This is a genomic window from Bacillus sp. SD127, from assembly GCF_058566445.1.
Genome location: NZ_CP191226.1, coordinates 2,445,540 through 2,467,122, shown reverse-complemented (window position 1 = coordinate 2,467,122; position 21,583 = coordinate 2,445,540). Strand labels below are relative to the sequence as shown.

The window sequence follows — 21,583 nt, the reverse complement described above, 5'->3', positions numbered from 1 at the left end:
AAGGCTACAGGCAGCATAAACGAACAGGATGTCAGAATCAAATTAAATCACGCCGTTTGGGTTCAGCCTGTAGTGGTCGAGAGTCAGCCGGTTCATGTGCATATCAGTCTCTTTCCAGAAGAGGATGGGAAAATCACATATGACATTTACAGTACCGGAGAAGGGTCAGGCTCAGCCATACACAGTCAAGGCAGTGCGGAACTGATAACTGCAGCAGAAAAGCCGGCTTGGGATCTTGGTGAATTACAGCGCCGCTGCAGCCGGAAGGAGCTTTCGCCTCACCAATTTTACGAGGAAGGCAGAAGCAGGGGAATGTTTCATGGTCCGGCATTCCAAGGAATTCAGAAAGTGAATATCGGAAACAGAGAGGTTTTGGCACGATTGCAGCTGCCAGCATCTGTTTCTGACACACAGGAACGTTTTGTGCTGCATCCAAGTATGATGGACTCCGCTGTTCAGGCTGCCACAATCTGTATCATGCAGGAATTTACTGAGCAAAAATTGATTTTGCCGTTTGCGCTTGAAGAACTTGAAGTGATCAAAGGATGTACGTCTGCGATGTGGGCATATGCCCGGTTAAGTGACGGTGATCACGGCGGAGATATGGTGCAGAAAGCGGATATCGATTTGTTTGACGAGACTGGGGACGTATGCGTAAGGATGAAGGGATTTTCAACAAGAGTGTTGGAAGGAGAAGTTCATTCGCCAAAACCTGCAGTTACACATGAGCGGTTAATGCTCGAGCCGATTTGGAATAAGCAGGATGAGGTGATCGCTAAAGAGGTGACATCTTACGGAGAGCATCTCGTTGTCTTCTGTGAAACCGAACGAAAGGTCAGCGACGGCATTGCATCCCGCATGCAGAATGTGCATGTCATTACTCTGAATGAAACTGAGGGGAATATCGCTGAACGTTTTCAAAGCTATACACAGCAGGTTTTTGAACTCATACAAAAGAAGATTCGCTCTAAAGCTAATCTGATCATTCAAGTGATTGTGCCGGGGAAAGGCGAGAAGCAATTGTTTGCGGGAATGTCCGGATTACTCAAAACAGCAGAATTGGAATACAGCAAACTTACAGCTCAGGTCATTGAGGTCGAGAATCCGGAAGAGATCATTGGCCTTCATCAAAAGCTGATAGACGACAGTCAGAGGCCTGATGACAAACAGATCAAATATGAAGCTGGTGACCGCTTTGTCAAAGGCTGGAGTGAAATAGCGCGTCCGGCAGCTGCTGAGCTTCATATGCCATGGAAGGATAATGGCGTTTACCTTATCACAGGTGGAGCGGGGAGCTTAGGCCTTTTGTTTGCAAAAGAAATTGCCAATCGAGCCGTTCATCCGGCCATCATTCTTACGGGACGCTCAGTCTTAAGTGAGCATAAGGAGCAGGAGCTTGAGGCTCTCCGAAAGTTGGGTGCAGAGGTTATCTATAAACAGGCTGATGTTGGAGATCAAAAGGCGGTCTCACGGCTCATGGATGAAATCAAAGAGACGTACGGCCATCTCAATGGAATTCTTCACGGTGCAGGCATCATAAAAGATCACTTCATTGTGCACAAAACAAATAAAGAGTTTCAAGAAGTATTACAGCCAAAAGTGAACGGTTTGTTTTATCTAGATGAATGCAGCAAAGATTGGCAGTTGGACTTTTTCATCTTGTTTTCTTCTGTGTCCGGATGTTTAGGAAACACTGGACAAGCAGACTATGCAGCAGCCAATACATTTATGGATGCATTTGCCGTGTACAGAAACGCGCTTGCCGTGTCTAAGAAGCGGAACGGCACAACCATTTCCTTCAACTGGCCGTTATGGAAAGAGGGCGGTATGCAAGTTGATGCTGAAATTGAAAAGAGTATGTTGAAAAACGCAGGAATGGTCCCGATGCAAAGTGATCACGGCATTAAAGCCCTTTATCAAGGAATCGCTTCAGAAAAGCCGCAAGTATTCGTGATGGAAGGTCAGCTTGCGAAAATGAAGCAAAAATTGCTCTCTTCCGGGTCTAAAATCAAACGGACGGATCATAAAAGCGCAGATAAACATAACAGCCAAACCCGTAAATTGGAACAGTCTTTCATCCAGATGGTCGGAGAGATTTTAAAAGTTAACACTGAAGATATTGATATCAATACAGAACTCAGCGAGTACGGATTCGATTCGGTTACGTTTACTGTATTTACAAACCGGATTAATGAAGTGTACCAATTGGAGTTAGCGCCGACCATTTTCTTCGAATATGGAAGTATACGAAGCCTGGCTGAATATGTAATGTCTGAGTATCAGGATGAATGGCTGCCTCAAGATGTAGCCGTCAGCGGGACTGATGAACCATCCAACTCTTTATCTGCTGCAGACAGCCTGCAAGCTTCATTGAGTCACATGGTCAGCGTCATTTTAAAAGTGAACGTTGAAGATATCGATATCAATACAGAGCTGAGTGAGTATGGCTTTGATTCAGTTTCATTCACTGTATTTACGAATCAGATTAACGAAGCATATCAATTGGAATTGACGCCGACCATTTTCTTTGAATATGGAAGGATTCAAAGTTTGGCTGACTATCTGATAGATGAATACAAGGAGGCTTTTGCTGAGGAGAACGTAATATCATCGGTTCCTGAAAAAGATGAAGAAACAGCTCCTGCGGCTCCAAGCATGACAAAGAGGAGAAAACAGCGCTTTAAACAGACTGTTATGCCAAAAGAGGAAAGAAACACAAATCAGGCTGCCGATTATGAGCCGATCGCCATTGTCGGCATCAGCGGCCGATTCCCTGGAGCCAATGACATAGATGAATTCTGGAGAAATCTTGAGGAAGGCAAAGACAGTATCACGGAAGTCCCGAAAGACCGTTGGGATTGGCGGGAGCATTTTGGAAATCCTGACTCAGAAGCCAATAAGACTGACATCAAATGGGGCGGATTTATTGATGGTGTAGCAGAATTTGATCCGTTGTTTTTTGGGATATCACCCCGTGAAGCCCATTATGTAGATCCTCAACAGAGGCTGTTAATGGAATATGCATGGAAGGTGATAGAAGATGCTGGATGCTCGCCGCAGAGCCTTTCAGGTACAGGGACAGGCATCTTTATCGGCACAGGAAATACAGGATATAAAGATTTATTTACTAAAGAAAATCTCCCGATTGAAGGACATGCCGCAACAGGCCATATGATTCCTTCGGTAGGTCCGAATAGAATGAGTTATTTCTTAAATACCCATGGTCCAAGTGAACCGGTAGAAACGGCTTGTTCAAGCTCGCTTGTTGCGATTCACCGTGCTGTGACTGCTATGCAAAGCGGCGACTGTGAGATGGCAATCGCAGGAGGCGTGAACACGATATTAACCGAGGAGGCGCACATTAGCTACAGCAAAGCTGGCATGCTGAGCAAAGACGGTAGATGTAAAACATTCTCTGCTGATGCGAATGGTTATGTCAGAGGAGAAGGTGTCGGAATGGTCATGCTGAAAAAACTGACAGATGCTGAGCGCGATGGGAATCATATTTACGGCGTCATTCGGGGTACGGCAGAAAATCACGGAGGAAGAGCCAATACTCTGACATCTCCTAATCCGAAAGCGCAAGCTGATTTGCTGGTGCGTGCATATCGCCGGGCAGGCATAGATCCAAGTACAGTCACATATATCGAAGCGCACGGAACGGGGACTGAATTGGGAGATCCGATAGAAATAAACGGGCTGAAAGCCGCGTTTAAAGAACTGTCTAATAGGGATGAGCACACACAGCCGGAAGTTCCGGATCATCGATGCGGGATCGGCTCAGTTAAAAGCAATATCGGTCATTTGGAGCTGGCAGCGGGTATTTCTGGCCTGATTAAGGTACTGCTGCAGATGAAGCATAAAACCTTGGCCAAAAGCCTGCATTGCGATACGCTCAATCCTTACCTGCAGCTTACTGACAGTCCATTTTACATTGTTCAAGAAAAAGAGGAATGGAAGGCTGTCAAAGACCGGAACGGAAACGAAATCCCGCGCCGGGCAGGAATAAGTTCTTTTGGGATTGGCGGAGTAAACGCCCATATTGTGATTGAAGAATACATTCCAAAAGCAGGTTCCCGACATGCGCTTACTGAACATCCGAACATTATTGTGCTGTCGGCTAAAAATAAACAAAGGCTAATGGATCGGGCTGCACAATTGCTGGGTGCCATTCGTGACAAAAAGTATACAGATCAAGATCTGCACCGTATCGCCTACACGCTTCAAGTCGGGCGGGAAGAAATGGATGAACGCATGGCTTGTATTGCGGGCACAATGCAGGAGCTTGAAGAAAAACTGCAAGCGTATGTTGACAGCGAGGAAGGGACTGAAGGGCTCTTCCGCGGACAGGCGAATCGAAACAAAGAAGCGTTGGCCATTTTTTCTGCTGATGAGGACTTGGCAATGGCTATTGAGGCTTGGATCAGAAAAAGGAAATACGCCAAGCTTGCGGATTTATGGGTCAAAGGTGTCGCGGTCAATTGGGCTAAACTGTATGGCGGGGCGGCCAAACCGCGTCTAATGAGCCTTCCTTCATATCCGTTTGCGAAGGATTACTATTGGCTTCCGGCAGAGAAAAGTCTTTCAGAACCGGACAACATAGAGTTCGTTGATCATAGTGAAAAGCGGACCTCATGTGTTTTGACAAAACAATGGAGCGCAAGTCCGATTGCCACAAAAACGCCGGGGACAAGGGCTGTTGCGATTCTCAGCAATGAAGAGACGGCAGACTTGGCAGCTGAAGTATCAAAGCATTTCCCGAAACATCTCATATTAAATGTGAGCCGGATTGACAATGAACAGTTAAGTAATGATTGGAAACAGTTTGACGGCCTTGTGGATTTAATCGGTTGCGGCGGACACGAGGAAGAACAGCTACATTGGATTAGCTGGATTCAAAGGCTGGTTGAAGACGGGCATAAAGAGGGAATCATGCTGCTTTGTGTGACGAAAGGGCTGGAATCATTCCAAAACCCTTCCGTGCAGATGACAGGAGCCTCCCGTGCTGGCTTGTATCGTATGCTTCAAAGCGAATACAGCCATTTGAGATCAAGGCATATGGATGCGGAAGACTCTGTTCATCCTCATATTCTCGCGAAGCAGATCGCTGAGGAGTTTTATTCCGATACTGAGGAGACGGAGGTTTGCTACAGAGAGGGCTTGCGGTACCAGGCTTACTTAAAAGCGCATCCGGTAACCTGGAGAGGAGTCGAAGATCGACAGACCTTCCCGGAAGAACATGTGCTTCTCATTACAGGCGGGACAAGAGGAATCGGACTATTAAGCGCCCGGCATTTTGCGGAACACTATGGAGTGAAAAAGCTGGTTTTGACAGGACGTGAGCAGCTTCCTCCGCGAGAAGAATGGGCTCATGCTGAGACATTAAATACCTCTGCGGCGCAGAAAATTCAAGCGGTACGGGAGCTGGAGGCACAAGGCATACAAGTTCAAATGCTGTCACTCTCTTTGTCTGATGAGACACAAGTACAGCAAGCCTTACATGAAATCAATCAAACAATGGGGCCAATTGGCGGAGTCATTCATTGTGCAGGAATAACGGACATGGATACCTTGGCGTTTATCCGCAAAACAGCTGATGATATGCGGCAGGTACTGGAGCCGAAGGTGTCTGGGCTTACAACCCTTTATCGCTATGTAAGTCATGAGCCACTACAGTTTTTTGTATTATTTTCTTCTGTTTCGGCCATTATTCCGGCACTTTCGGCTGGACAAGCTGATTATGCCATGGCTAACAGCTATATGGATTATTTTGCAGAAGCACATAAGGAAAATGCGCCAATCTTCAGCATTCAGTGGCCGAATTGGAAAGAAACCGGTATGGGGGAAGTGACAAATCAAGCATATCGAGAAAGCGGCTTGCTGAGCATTACGAATTCAGAGGGCTTGCGTTTTCTGGATCAAATCTTATCTGGGACCTTGCAGCCGGTTGTCCTCCCTGCTATAACGAATCAGGAAAATTGGAAGCCAGACCGGCTGATGGAGCGGCGGATCCGGCAAGAATCTGGATTGAAAGAAGAAGCTTTGCTTGTATCACAATCTGAAAAAATCGGGAAAACCGCAGAGCCGGCTAAACATGAGCTGCTTTTAGATGAAACGCGGACATGGCTTGTTGCTTTGTTTTCTGAAGAGCTGAGAATCGAACGCGAACACCTGAAAATTGATGATTTATTTCAGGATTATGGTGTAGATTCTATTATCTTGGCACAGCTGCTCCAGCGTATTAATCGAAAGTTAGACACAGCGCTCGATCCATCTATTCTTTATGAATATCCAACAATTCAGCGCTTTGCTGATTGGCTTGTAGGATCTTATGCCGAATCCTTGACTGCTCTGTTTGGAGACAAGATAGGGGAAAATGCGGAAGCATCTTCGGCAAATAGAACTGAGACAGTCACACCTCACCCTGCGGAGGATCCTGCTTCTGTCAGCCGAAGACAGGTGCCGGTGTCCTCGTCACCGAGTTCTCATCCAGAGGATATCGCCGTTGTCGGATTATCTTGCCGCTTTCCGGGGGCGGATACACTGGAAGCATATTGGTCGTTATTATCTGAGGGACGCTCGTCAATCGGACCGGTTCCGGCAGAGCGCTGGGGTTATCAGTCACCGTATTATGCCGGAGTCATTGATCACATCAGCCATTTCGATCATGATTTCTTCCTGCTCCATGAAGAGGATGTAAAGGCGATGGACCCGCAAGCGTTATTGGTATTGGAAGAGTGTTTGAAACTTTGGTATCACGCCGGATATACACCAGATGAAATAAAGGGTGAATCTATCGGTGTCTATCTTGGAGGCAGAAGCCAGCACAAGCCTGATGAAGAGAGTCTTCTTCATACGAAGAATCCTATCGTGACAGTCGGCCAGAATTATGTAGCGGCAAATATTTCACAATTTTTTGATGTCCGCGGCCCGAGTGTTGTGTTAGATACAGCATGTTCATCAGCTTTAGTCGGCATGAACATGGCTATTCAGGCCTTACACAGCGGGGATATGAAAGCTGCTGTAGTGGGCGGTGTCAGCTTGCTTGGTTCAGACGCCTCTCACCGGCTGTTTGAGCAGCGCGGCATTTTAAGTAAGCGTTCATCCTTCCATGTGTTTGATGAGCGTGCTGATGGCGTTGTTTTAGGTGAGGGTGTCGGAATGGTTCTGTTAAAAACGGTAAAACAGGCCATACAAGACGGAGATACCATTTATGCTGTGGTCAAAGCGGCCTCGGTCAATAATGACGGAAGAACCGCAGGGCCTGCAACACCTAATTTGGAAGCGCAAAAGGAAGTCATGAAGGCTGCGCTTGCCAAAAGCGGAAAACAGCCAGAGGACATCAGCTATCTTGAAGCAAACGGATCAGGTTCAATGGTAACCGATCTGCTTGAGCTTAAAGCGATTCAATCCGTGTACCGTTCAGGGAACGCAAATCCCCTTTCGCTCGGATCAATCAAGCCGAATATCGGACATCCGCTTTGTGCTGAAGGAATCGCAAGTTTTATCAAGGTTGTTCTGATGATGAAAGAGCGCAGTGTTGTTCCATTTTTATCAGGTGATAAAGAGATGTCACATTTCGATAAGCAGAAAGCGAATCTCACGTTCAGCCGATCGCTGGAAAAATGGACAGAACCGCTGCCTGCTGCGGCCATTAACTGCTTTGCCGATGGGGGGACAAACGCCCATGTCATTTTAGAGGCGTGGGATGAAGATAAAAAACGTGTGATTAAGCGTAGTCCAATATCGCCTCCTGAATTAAAGAAACGGGTGTTTTCGGCTGGCGCGTCAAAGCCGGAAGAGGAGACCTTAAAAATGGACACAGCAAACATATGGGATTCTTATGAAGTGGAGGTCTAACGTGAAAAATATAACGAAGCAACTCACTCTATCGTTAAAAAATCCGTTTATTTATCACCATGTGGTTTACGGACAACATGTTCTTCCGGGTTTGGCTTATATTGATATGATTTACCAGATATTCAGAGAACACGGCTATTCCTTCTCAGAGCTTCAACTGCGGAACTTATCCATTTACCAGCCGTTGACTGCTAGACAGGATTCGGTAATTATGCTCAATATCGATTGCACGGAGAAAAATGAAGGGCATTGGCAAATATCAGTTAAAGGCTTCGAAAAACGCCGTGATAAAGAAGCGTCAGATGAAAAGCTCTTTATGAAGGCTGATATGCACACCGACGTGCCGGCAGTGTTTGAAGAAACACTGGAGGTCAATCACCTCAAAGCAATTCCGGACACGATTGTACAGCTCGATGATGTGTATGAACAGTGCAGACGCCAGGAACTTGTGCATAGCGGATATATGAAAGCGAATGGACATATTTATGAAGAGGAAGACGGTGTGCTCCTTGATCTTTCTCTTGGCTCCGAAGCTATGCTTCATGCAGAAGGCTTTATGTTTCATCCGGCTCTCATCGATGGGAGCGGAGTGGGAGCCAACAATTTGCTTACATCTTTGCTTAAAGGGGAACAGAGGCTGTTTTTGCCTCTGTTCTATGAATCTTTTTCTGCTTCAGCCCTTTTGCAGACGCATTGCATGACAAGAATTAAGCGTTCATCTGTCCGTCAGGAAAAAGAGCTCATTTATGTAACGCTTGAATTTTTTAATGCTTCGGGAGAAAAGGTAGCTGAACTGAAAAACTTCACAAGTAAATTAGTGCGTGAAGCAGAGCTTATTCATGGAGGCCGCAAGGATTTGCCTCAAAGCCAGGAGGCGAGTAAAGATACAGCCGAACTTTCACAGGCTGCAGAAGGAATCAAAGAGGTGTCATCGTCAGCCGAGAGTACGGGGACATACGAGGCAGCTGAACAATTCGTCAGCCAATTAATCGCAGACAAAATTAATAAGGCGGTTGAACAGATTGAAAAGCAGGTTGGCTATTATCAAATGGGACTGAATTCATCCGGTTTGCTTGAAGTGGTAGAAACCATCAGTGACAAAATTGGTGAGAGCCTTTCACCGACTCTCCTGTTTGAGCATACCACGATTGCGGAGCTGTCAGCGTTTCTTGCCCAGGAGTACGGTGAGCATTTTACCTCCTCTCATTCTATTGATCAAAACGAACGAAAGCGTGCCGCTATTCGCACAATTGATCGCGGTACTGCTGAAAGCCGGAAGAGACGTATACATGAGGATTCTGCCCGAACTGCATCTCTGAAGGCAGCAGAAGGAGACGTTGCGATTATCGGGATGGCGGGCCGGTACCCGAAGGCAAACAATATTCATGACTTTTGGAACAATCTGAAAGAGGGAATGGATTGCATTAGTGAGATTCCCGAGTCGCGCTGGGATTGGAGGCGCTTTGAAGGAATCACCTCCCCTTCAGGAAAAAGCATTTCTAAGTGGGGCGGATTTATTGATGATCCTGATTGCTTTGATCCTCAATTTTTCAGAATTACGCCGAGAGAAGCGGAGACAATGGATCCTCAGGAGCGGCTGTTTTTAGAAACATGCTGGGAAACGATTGAGGATGCTGGCTACACGCCGAAGACGTTGGTCACACCTAGAGGACGGAACAAAAGACAGCATGTAGGCGTTTTTGCCGGCGTCATGCACAAGGATTATACATTAGTCGGTGCTGAAGCAGCATCGAAGGAAAATGTGTTCCCTCTCTCTCTCAACTATGCGCAAATTGCCAACAGAGTGTCCTATTTTTGCAATTTCCACGGTCCGAGTATGGCGGTTGATACGGTATGTTCCTCATCTTTAACTGCCGTACATCTGGCGTTGGAAAGCCTTCGTCACGGAGAGTGCGAGGTCGCATTAGCCGGCGGTGTTAACCTTTCTCTGCACCCGAATAAGTATATGACGTACGGTGTTTGGGATATGTTTTCCACTGACGGGCACTGCCGCACGTTTGGCAAGGATGGGGACGGCTATGTGCCGGCAGAAGGAATTGGTGCGGTCTTATTAAAGCCTTTACGTCAGGCCGAGAAAGATGGAGATCGTATTTATGCAGTAATTAAAGGAAGTGCAGTCAACCATGTAGGAACTGTAAGCGGGATTTCTGTGCCAAGTCCTGTTTCACAAGCTGATCTGATTGAGACATGCTTGGAGAAAACAGGGATTGACCCGCGGACTGTCAGTTATGTGGAAGCGCACGGAACCGGTACATCTTTAGGAGATCCGATCGAATTACAGGGTCTGGTAAAAGCGTTCCGCCAATATACAGAGGATCGTCAGTTCTGTTCAATCGGTTCTGTCAAGTCAAATATCGGGCATGCGGAATCCGCCGCAGGTATCAGCGGTTTAAGCAAAGTCGCCCTTCAGCTTCACCATCAAACCCTCGTGCCTTCTTTGCATTCAGAAGAGCTGAACCCGTACGTAGACTTTGAAAAGTCGCCATTTTATGTGCAGCATAAAACCGAAACTTGGAAGCAGCCTGTTATCAATGAGAATGGTGAGGGAATCATCTATCCGCGCCGGGCAAGCATCAGTTCGTTCGGTGCAACGGGGTCTAATGCCCATATGATTTTAGAAGAATACATTCCTGAAGCAGCGGAGCAGACCGTGTCTGTACCTGACACCACACCGGTGATTATTCCGCTTTCTGCCCGGAATCAAGAACGTCTTCATGTGTATGCGGAACGTCTTCTCGATTTTCTTCATGAGGGTATTGAAATCAGAGATGTAGCTTATACATTGCAGATTGGCCGTGAACCGATGGAAGAGCGGGTTGCTTTTTTAGCAGGCGGGATTCAAGAATTGAGAGGTCAATTAGAAGCATATCTAAAAGGACAGGAAACCATTGAGCATTGCTGGAAGGGCCGAATGACAAAAGAAACCGGTGATATATCACTTTCCGGAGAAACAGTACATAAATGGCTGGAACAAGAAAATCTAAACCTGATCGCTGAAAAATGGGCCGGCGGATCTGCGGTTGATTGGAAGCTCTTATACGGGGGAAACAAACCTAAGCGGATCAGCTTGCCGACATACCCTTTCGCAAAAGTGCGGTATTGGGTACCGGAGAAAGAGACAGAGATTGACTTGCCAAAACAGAATTTGACCCTAGGCCATGCCATTCATCCTCTCCTGCACGAAAATGTGTCTGACATGTCGGGCGTGCGTTTTCGTTCAGAGTTCACAGGGCGTGAATTTTTCTTAAAGGATCATGTCATTAAAGGTCAGCACATTTTACCCGGTGCAGCCTTGTTAGAAATGGTTCGGGCAGCTGCAGAAAAGGCGGCTGCGAACCAGATGCATGCAGATATTCGTCTTCAGGATATCGTTTGGATTCGCCCTGTTGCTGTCACAGATCTGCAATCAGTCATATACGTTCACCTTTATCCGGAAGACAATGGTGATATTTTGTTCGAAATCTGCAGGGAGAGTGACAGCGCGGGGGAGGAACCGGTGATATACGGCCAAGGAAGCGTTGTGCTTTGCCAGACCGAAGAAGCACCTAAACTGAATATTGAAGAGGTGAAAGCAAGCTGCAGTAGACGCATTCTGCCGCCTGGTGTATGCTATGACGCTTATGCGGAAATGGGAATTGAGTACGGTGACGGCCACAGAGCGATTGATACTATATATGTCGGGGCAAACGAAGCTCTAGCTAAATTGACGTTGCCGTCTGTCGTTTCACATACCCAAGATCATTATGTTTTGCATCCGAGCATGATTGATGCGGCATTTCAAGCTTCTATCGGTCTGAGGCTTGGAACAGAGGATGCCAGTTTGACAGAAAGACAAGCAATGCTACCTTTCGCATTGCAGGATATCCAAATTTTCAAAGATTGTGAGACTTCGATGTGGGCCCGCGTGAAATACAGCAAGGACAGTACCGCTGCGGATCGTATTCAGAAGCTTGACATCGATTTGTGTAATGAAGCGGGCCAGGTATGCGTGCGAATGAAAGGTTATTCTGCCAGAACTCTAGAAAACGAGACAGATTTAGCAACTGGCATACTTTTATTCGAGCATATATGGGAAGAAACAGCTGTTTCCGAGAAAAATGAGTTAATGGAATATCAGAGGCATAAAGTTATTGTTTGTGATATGGCAGAAAGGCAAATCGAAAGAATCCGGAACAAGTTTGACTGTACGGTATTAGAAATAAGCGGGCAGGCAGTTCATGAACGGTTTAAAGCGTATGCTTTACAGTTATTCGAAGACATTCAACAGCTGCTAAACTCAAAACCTGGCGGGAATGTGCTCGTTCAAGTCGCTGTTCCTGCATTGGACGAACCGCAGCTGCTAAACGGCTTAGCGGGACTTCTCAAAACGGCCCAGCTGGAAAACCCAGCATTCAATGGCCAGCTGATTGAATTTGATTCAGGGATATCTGCAAGCGATCTGGCCGAAACATTAGCAGAATGCAGGCAATATCCTCATGATAACCATATCCGATATTGGCAAGGAAAACGGTATGTAAGCAAATGGAAAGAGACAGCAGCTGATCAACCGGGCACCGACATGCCATGGAAGGATAAAGGGGTTTATCTGATTACAGGCGGTGCAGGGGGGCTTGGTTTCCTATTTGCAAATGAAATTGCAAACAAAACGCGTGAGGCTGTCATGATTCTCACAGGCAGGTCTCCTGTCAATGAAAGAAAGCAGTCAGAGCTTCAGAAGTTACAGAAAATGGGCGCGCGTGTTGTTTATAGACAAACAGATATGACTGAAAAAGAAGCTGTTATGGCTTTAACGAAAGAGATTCAAGAGGACTATGGCGGCTTAAATGGCATCATTCATAGCGCTGGCATTATAAAAGATAATTTCATTATTAGAAAAAAGAAAGATGAGATTCAAGATGTGCTCGCTCCAAAGGTCACCGGCCTGATTCATCTTGACGAAGCAACGAAAGATATCCTGCTCGACTTTTTTATCCTTTTTTCTTCAAATGCCGGGACAGTGGGAAGTGCAGGACAGGCAGATTACGCAATGGCAAATGCTTTTATGAATACATTCAGCGAGTACCGGAATGTCCAAGCAGCACAGCACAAGCGCTACGGGAAAACCCTTTCCATGAGCTGGCCGCTGTGGAAAGACGGAGGCATGCATGTTGATGCTGAAACCGAAAGGATGCTGACGAGAGATACAGGTATGGTCGCCATGGAAGCAGATGACGGAATTCAGGCATTATACCATGGATGGGCCTCAGGAAAATCGCAGCTGATGGTGGCTGCAGGCGTTGTGAGCAAAATCCATTCATTTTTGGATCAAACAGGAAATGGGCAATCTCCAAATGGAAAATACAAAAGTGAAATTCAGCATACTGAAAATGCGAGTTCCGTGATGGAAGCCGATGAAGAGATGCTGAGAGAAAAAGCAGAGGATTATTTCAAGAGTGTGCTTTCCTCAGTTACAAAGCTGCCTGTCAGCCAGATTGACGCCGAAGCTCCAATGGAGGATTACGGAATCGATTCAATTATGATCATGCATGTTACCGGACAATTAGAAAAAGTATTCGGTTCATTGTCTAAAACCTTGTTCTTTGAATACCTCAATATTCGGTCATTATCACAGTATTTTACTGAATCACATAGAGAAAAGCTGTTACACATCTTGGGGATTGAATCAGAAACATCTTCTTCAATAGAAGAAAATAGAAAGACAGATTCTGAGACCGAAGAGAAAAAAGAAAGTCCGGTTCGCCGCAGAAAGTCCGGATTCGTCCCCATGCAAAGAAATGGGCAAAAGCAGTCTGCTGAAAAAGAAACGGAAGAGATTGCGATTATCGGAATCTCCGGACGCTATCCGCAAGCAGACAATATCCATGAACTGTGGAAAAACTTGAGGGACGGCCACGACTGTATTACCGAGATTCCTGAAGACCGCTGGGACCACAGTCTCTATTACGATAAAGATAAGGACAAACCAGGAAAAACGTACAGCAAGTGGGGAGGCTTTATTAGGGATGTAGATAAGTTTGATCCGCAATTTTTCCATATCTCTCCTCGTGAAGCAAAATTAATGGATCCGCAGGAGCGTTTATTTTTGCAATGTGTTTACGAAACGATGGAGGATGCCGGATATACAAGAGAGCACCTCGGCCGTAAACAGGATGCTGAACTTGGCGGAAACGTAGGCGTTTACGTCGGTGTCATGTACGAAGAATATCAGCTGTACGGAGCGCAAGAACAAGCGCGGGGCCGGTCTCTGGCTTTACCGGGGAATCCATCCTCTGTAGCAAACCGGGTATCCTATTATTTCGATTTCCATGGACCGAGTATGGCTCTGGATACGATGTGCTCTTCTTCATTGACCGCTATACATTTGGCTTGCCAAAGCTTGCATCGCGGTGAATGTGAGGCAGCTTTCGCAGGGGGAGTCAATGTTTCAATCCACCCCAATAAATATTTGATGCTTGGACAGAACAAATTTATGTCAAGTAAAGGCAGGTGTGAAAGCTTTGGACAGGGAGGAGACGGCTATGTGCCGGGAGAAGGCGTTGGAGCTGTACTCCTTAAGCCATTGTCCAAAGCGATTGAAGATGGCGATCACATTTATGGAGTCATTAAGGGCACAGCCATTAACCACGGAGGAAAAACAAACGGATACTCAGTTCCTAACCCGAAAGCCCAGGCAGATGTCATTAAAAAGGCGGTTACAGAGGCGCAAATTGACCCGCGGGCTATCAGTTATATCGAAGCGCATGGCACAGGCACTTCACTCGGAGATCCTATTGAAATAACAGGGCTGGCTAAAGTGTTCTCAGAACATACGAAAGACAAACAATTTTGTGCCATAGGCTCAGCCAAATCAAATATCGGGCACTGTGAGAGTGCAGCGGGCATTGCGGGATTAACAAAGGTATTGCTTCAAATGAAATACAGACAGCTGGCGCCTTCCCTTCATTCAAAAGTGCTGAATCCGAATATTGACTTCTTTAATTCTCCATTCAAAGTCCAGCAAGAGCTTGAAGAATGGAAGAAGCCGATCATTGAAGTAAATGGAAAAGAAATTGAATATCCGCGAATCGCAGGCCTCTCATCATTTGGCGCCGGAGGGGGTAACGCCCATATTCTAATAGAAGAATATGCTTCGAAATCTGAGCCAGAGCATTCTTCAGCGGGACAGGCGGCTGTTATTGTGCTCTCAGCAAAAAATGAAGAGAGACTTCAAAAACGGGCGGAACGATTGCTGGATGCTCTCCGTGAGGGGCGTTATTCTGAAGCCGATCTGCCTCGTATCGCATATACGCTTCAGGTCGGACGGGAAGCAATGAATGAGCGTTTGGCGTTTGTGGCTGAAAATATGCAGGAGCTTAAAGAAAAGCTGAATGATTTTATCTCTGGAAAAGAACACATTGAACACTTATATCGGGGACAAGTGAAGCGAAATAAAGAAACCATGGCAGTTTTTGCGGCTGATGAAGATATGGCGAAGACAATTGAAGCATGGGTTCGCAAAGGAAAATTCGCAAAGTTTTTAGACCTCTGGGTCAAAGGGTTAAATATCGATTGGAACATGCTTTATCAAAATGGTAAGCCGCGCCGTATCAGCTTGCCTGCCTATCCTTTTGCAAGAGACCGTTATTGGATAGAAGAAACTGTGGTGAAGACAGTTGAAAAAAGACCAGTGAAGCCGGCTGTTACATCACAGCCAGTCATCCAAGAGCCATTTATTCCGGAAAAAGTCAGCGGTAAGCCTGCCAATATTTCGTTGCAGCCTTTGATGGCAAGCAGTCAGGAAACACAGCAAAGTACATCTGTTCCGCTGCAGCCGGTTAGAAAGCAGCAAACCATAACTGCTGAAGTCTTATGTGATGAACTGACAGCAAGCTTAGCAGACGTGTTATATATGGATCAAAATGAAATCGACCCGGACGAGGCATTCATTGATATCGGCATGGACTCCATTACCGGTCTTGAATGGATAAAATCAATCAATAAGAAATTTGGTACATCGCTTCTTGTGACCAAGGTTTATGATTATCCGACAATCCGTGATTTTGCCGCTTTCTTAAAAGATGAATTAAGCACACAAGCTGATGGAGAAAATGCAGAAAACCATCCGCAAAAATCAGAGGAGACGTATACACCGATACAACGGGAATCCATCTTATCTAAACCGGATAATATTTCGTTGCCGCCTTTAGGCCATCATGAGCCGGAGCAGCAGAAACCAGTTGAAGACATTCAATATGCAGCGTCGGAAATTTCTGCTTCCAGTCAATATGCTGGAACAATTGAAACACTGAATGATGAATTAAAGGAAAGCATTGCTGAAGTGTTATGCATGGATTCCCAAGAGGTCGATATTGATGACACCTTTATCGATATCGGAATGGACTCCATTACAGGACTAGAATGGATAAAAGCAATCAATAAGCAATATGGCACATCATTTTCAGTTACCAAAGTTTATGATTATCCAACAATTCGTCAGTTTGCAAATATGTTAAAAGCCGAGCTTGTCAATCATAGTAATAGAAGTAAAGAAAGAGCGGATGAGCTTTTCCAAGAGAATAAACAGCCTGAAGCAACAGCTAAAGCTAAAGCGAAACCCGCGGAGCGTTCGATTCAGCCCGTTCGGCTGCCAGCGATGAAAGCGCCTGAACAGAAACCAGACCGATCTCATCAAGGTTACCGAGACGATGCGATAGCCATAGTCGGGATGGCAGGCAGATACCCCGGTGCCAAGGATGTAAGAGAATATTGGGATCATCTGGTCAATGCAAGAAATGCGATTCGTGACATTCCGAAATCACGGTGGGATGTAGACAAATACTATGACCCGGCACTGAATCAAAAGGGGAAAGTCTATTGCAAATCACTGGGGATGCTGGATGATATTGAACATTTTGATCCGCTGTTTTTTAATATTCCGCCGTCAGAAGCTGAACTGATAGACCCGCAGCATCGAATCTTTTTGCAGGAAGGCTATAAAGCATTCGAGGATGCCGGATATAATGCGCAAACGTTAAGCAATAAAAAGTGCGGTGTTTATCTTGGCATTATGAGCAATGAATACGGAGTGATGCTGAATCGGAATCAGGCAAGAGCAAGCGCCACCGGAAACAGCTTTGCGATAGCGGCAGCGCGTATTCCGTATTATCTCAATTTAAAAGGGCCGGCGATTCCGATCGATACGGCATGCTCATCCTCACTAGTCGGTACACATTTAGCGCGTCAAGCATTAGTAAACAAAGAAATTGATATGGCGCTGGTGGGAGGAGTCACCTTATACCTGACACCGGAATCTTACATCAGTATGTGTGAAGCCGGCATGCTGTCTCCTGATGGACAATGCAAAGCATTTGATAATGGCGCAAATGGTTTTGTTCCCGGAGAAGGGGCAGGAGCGCTCGTTTTGAAACGGCTGAAAGATGCAGAAGCGGATCGTGATCACATCTATGGCGTTATTATCGGTTCGGGCATTAATCAGGACGGGAAAACAAACGGAATTACGGCACCTAGCGTGAAAAGCCAAATGGATCTGGAACGGGATATATATGAGACATATGGCATACATCCTGAAAGCATTAGCTATGTTGAAATGCACGGCACCGGAACAAAACAAGGAGATCCAATAGAATTAGAGGCGCTGTCCACCGTCTTTAAAGAGAAAACAGACAAAAAGCAATTTTGTGCGATCGGTTCTGTGAAAAGCAACATTGGCCATACATCAGCGGCAGCGGGTGTTGCCGGTGTTCAAAAAGTGCTGATGTGCATGAAACATAAAACGCTGGTGCCTACACTGAACTTCTCTGAACCTAATGAGCATTTTCAATTTGAAGAATCGCCTTTGTATGTAAACACTGAGCTTAAGCATTGGGAAACGGCTGATAGAAAACCGCGGCGGGCCTGTGTGAGTTCTTTTGGATATAGCGGAACGAACGCCCACCTCGTGATTGAAGAATATCAGTCTGATAGAAACAATGATCCATTGCCAGATCGCCATCATTCAAAGCTATTTGTGCTCTCAGCGAAAAAGAGGCAGCAATTGAAGGCTTATGCCCAATTGATGAGAGACTTCGCAGATTCTAATAAAGATATCAATCTGGATGATATGGCATATACCCTTCAGACTGGCCGGGAACCAATGGACTACCGAATGGCATTTTTGGCTGATTCGAGAGAAATGCTTATCAAAACGTTAGAAGACTATATTGCAGATATTCCGAATACGGAAATCTATGACGCGCATGTCAAAACGAAGAAAAGTGAAATGAAAGTGTTTGAAACAGATAATGACGCCAAAATCCTGCTGGAAACGTGGATTGAGAAAAAAAGGCTGGAGAAGCTAGCAGAATTATGGGTAAAAGGATTGCGAATAAACTGGAACAAGCTTTATGGCGATCACGTGCCTCGCCGAATCAGTCTGCCTGCTTATCCGTTTGCAGAAGAATACTATTGGCTCCCAATTGAAGATGCTGCAGAAAAAGACAGCCGTTCGGCATTGCCATCTGCTGTACGGCCTACGAAACAGAGCTTGTTACAAAAACAGTGGCAGGATTGCCCGATTACATCAGCAGAACGTATGAGCCAAACGGTTGCCATATTGGCAAACGCAGAAACAAGGTCATTGGCTGAAGAGCTTTCCCTGTATTTCTCGAGCTATCGCATCATTGACAGACAAGAGCTTGAGCATCTGTCAGACGCCGACTGGGAAAATGTCGGCGGAGCAGTGGATTTGATCGGATGCGGAATGAGCCATGAGCAATCGATAAACTGGATCAGTTGGCTGCAAAAACTGATTGAGCTTGGCCGTAAACACAAGCAAGAATTGACTGTCTTGTGTGTGACGAAGGGGCTCGAGTCTTTTGAAAATAAAGATGTTAATCTGTCCGGTGCATCCCGGGCTGGTCTATACCGAATGCTCCAAAGTGAATACAGTCACCTTACATCAAGACATATGGACACAGACCATGTAACAGCCGAAAAGGAGCTGGCCAGACAGATTGCAGATGAATTTTATGCTGACAGTACAGACACCGAAGTCTGTTATCGAGACGGACGGCGTTATCGCGCATATTTGGACGAGCGAACAGCAGATGCTTTTAATCAAAAAGAATTATCGTTTCCGTCAGATCAGGTGCTGTTGATTACAGGGGGGACAAGAGGGCTTGGAATGGTGTGTGCGCGTCATTTTGTGCAAACATACGGGGTGAAACGATTGGTTCTCACCGGCCGTGAAGTCATGCCCCCGCGTGAACAGTGGGAGTTTCTTAAAGCGAAAAACACGCCGCTTGCTCAGAAATTGAAAGCCATCCAAGAGTTGGAAGCAATGGGCGCTCAAGTACAAGTACAGTCTCTTCAGCTATCCGATCCGCTTGCTGTCAAACAAAGCATCGAGACGATTCAGCATACGATGGGAGCGATTGGCGGAGTGATTCATTGTGCCGGGACTCTGAATAAACATAATCCGGCATTTATAAGAAAATCAGCAGAAGAAATTCAAGCCGTGCTGGAGCCGAAAGTCGGAGGGCTTCAAACCTTATTTGACCTGCTCAAAGATGAGCCGCTGCAATTCTTTGTTTTATTTTCATCTGTATCAGCGACCGTCCCTGTGCTTGCGGCCGGACAAGCTGATTATGCAATGGCGAATGCATTTATGGATTATTTTGCAGAATCACATAAAGATAAATATCCGATCGTCAGCATTCAGTGGCCAAATTGGAAGGAGACCGGCTTAGGCGAGGTTCGAAGCAAAGCTTTAGAACAGACCGGACTGTTAGGCTTGAATAACGAGGAGGGATTGCAGCTTCTGGATCAGATTCTTTCTGCAAAACAGCAAGCTGTTGTCCTGCCCGCGATTCACCATACAGATGTATGGCAGCCGGGTAAGCTCATGCAGCACTCACTGACGGATAAGGCTTTCCAACGTGCTGAGACAAGAGAACAAGACAGCGCTCAGAGCTTGTTCCATGGAACAGTAGAATGGCTTGTGACTATTTTTTCTGACGAGCTGAAGATAGGCGCCGAAGACCTTGAAACTGATGAGCCTTTTCAAGAATACGGAGTAGATTCGATTATTTTGGCGCAGCTATTACAGCAGATTAATCAAAAGTTAAAAGGAGATATCGATCCATCTATTTTATTTGAATACCCCACAATAGAATCTTTTGCAAAGTGGCTGATTTCTGAATATAAATCTGCCTTACCAGATGCTGTACATCCAGCTGACTCAAAAGAACATGTGCCTGATGCGGCATCATTGCCGCCCGATCAGGCTTCCGCGGCGAAACAGCAAATGCAAAAGGCAAGCGATATAAAACCGGCAGTTCATGCAGAAGACATCGCGATCGTTGGCCTGACATGCCGATTTCCCGGAGCGGAAACGCTGGAGGCATACTGGGATTTAATACGTGACGGTCGATCAGAGATCAAACCTGTGCCGCATGAACGCTTTGGCAATTCAAGCTCGTATTATGCCGGGGTAATCGAGGACCTGAACCGATTTGATCCTGATTTCTTCATGATTTCCGATGATGATGTCAGAGCAATGGACCCGCAGGCTTTGGCAGTATTGGAAGAAAGTCTGAAGCTGATGTATCACGCCGGGTACACCGAAAAGGAAATGAAAGGCATGCGGGCTGGTGTCTATATAGGAGGTCGCAGTCAGCACAAGCCTGATCAATCCAGTCTTTCAAAAGCGAGAAATCCGATTGTGGCTGGAGGACAAAACTATTTAGCCGCTAATATTTCACAATTTTTTGATTTGCGAGGACCGAGTATTGTTCTGGATACAGCTTGTTCCTCTGCATTGGTCGGCATGAATATGGCCATTCAGGCTTTACGAAGCGGAGATATCGAGGCAGCGGTTGTCGGCGGTGTCAGCTTGCTTGATACAGATGCACATCGAATGTTTCAGGAGCGCGGACTTTTAAGTGACAAGCCGTCTTTCCATGTATTTGACAAGCGAGCAGAAGGCGTCGTTTTAGGAGAAGGCGTGGGAATGGTTTTAGTCAAAACGGTCAGCCAAGCACTTGAAGACGGAGATTCCATTTATGCTGTCATTAAAGCCGCAGCTGTAAACAATGACGGAAGAACCGCAGGTCCGTCCGCACCGAATCTTGAGGCGCAAAAGGACGTGATGCTGTCGGCGCTTGAGAAAAGCGGCAAAAAGCCTGAAGAAATCAGTTATCTCGAAGCAAATGGATCTGGTTCAATTGTGACAGACTTGCTTGAGCTTAAGGCGATTCAAGCGATTTACCGCTCTCGCTGCAATGCTCCATTAGGATTGGGGTCGGTTAAGCCTAACATCGGCCACCCTTTATGCGCAGAAGGGATAGCAAGCCTGATTAAGGTCGCTTTGATGCTGAAACATAGACAATTGGTTCCGTTCCTGTCAGGTGATGAGAAAATGACGCATTTTAATATTGAGGAAACGGATTTGTATTTTTGTAAAACACAAGCCGAGTGGAAAGAGAAAACGCCGGCTGCAGCGATTAATTGTTTTGCCGATGGAGGAACGAATGCCCACTTGATTTTAGAAGCCTGGGATGACTCGGCTGATCGGCCGATCAGAAGAAAGCCTTTGCCGCTGCCGGCACTGCATCGGCGGCCCGTTTTAACAGAGAATCGAGCCCTATCAGCTCAAACTGAGCGGGGACAAGGGTTTTCAGACAAGAGTGCTCCTAAAGAAATGTTTTGGAAAACTTTCAAATAA

Annotated in this window: 2 protein-coding genes (1 of these 2 running past the window's edge); both read left to right on the top strand. The window is 46.1% G+C overall.

Annotated elements, in window-relative coordinates; genetic code table 11:
• Window positions 1-7,860, top strand: partial view of an amino acid adenylation domain-containing protein gene (locus ACQVGS_RS12870; protein ID WP_491830287.1) — the 3' portion only. 7,293 nt of this gene lie to the left of the window's left edge; only the last 7,860 of its 15,153 coding nucleotides appear in the window; its start codon lies beyond the left edge, outside the window; its stop codon occupies window positions 7,858-7,860.
• Window positions 7,844-21,583 carry a type I polyketide synthase gene (locus tag ACQVGS_RS12865; protein ID WP_491830286.1) on the top strand — a complete coding sequence of 4,580 codons (13,740 nt, stop codon included), beginning with the start codon at window positions 7,844-7,846 and terminating at the stop codon, window positions 21,581-21,583. The genes ACQVGS_RS12870 and ACQVGS_RS12865 overlap by 17 nt, the downstream gene beginning before the upstream one ends.

Excerpts from the sequence above, each read along its gene's own strand:
- ACQVGS_RS12865 (WP_491830286.1), top strand. The coding sequence starts at position 7,844 with ATGAAGTGGAGGTCTAACGTGAAAAATATAACGAAGCAACTCACTCTA.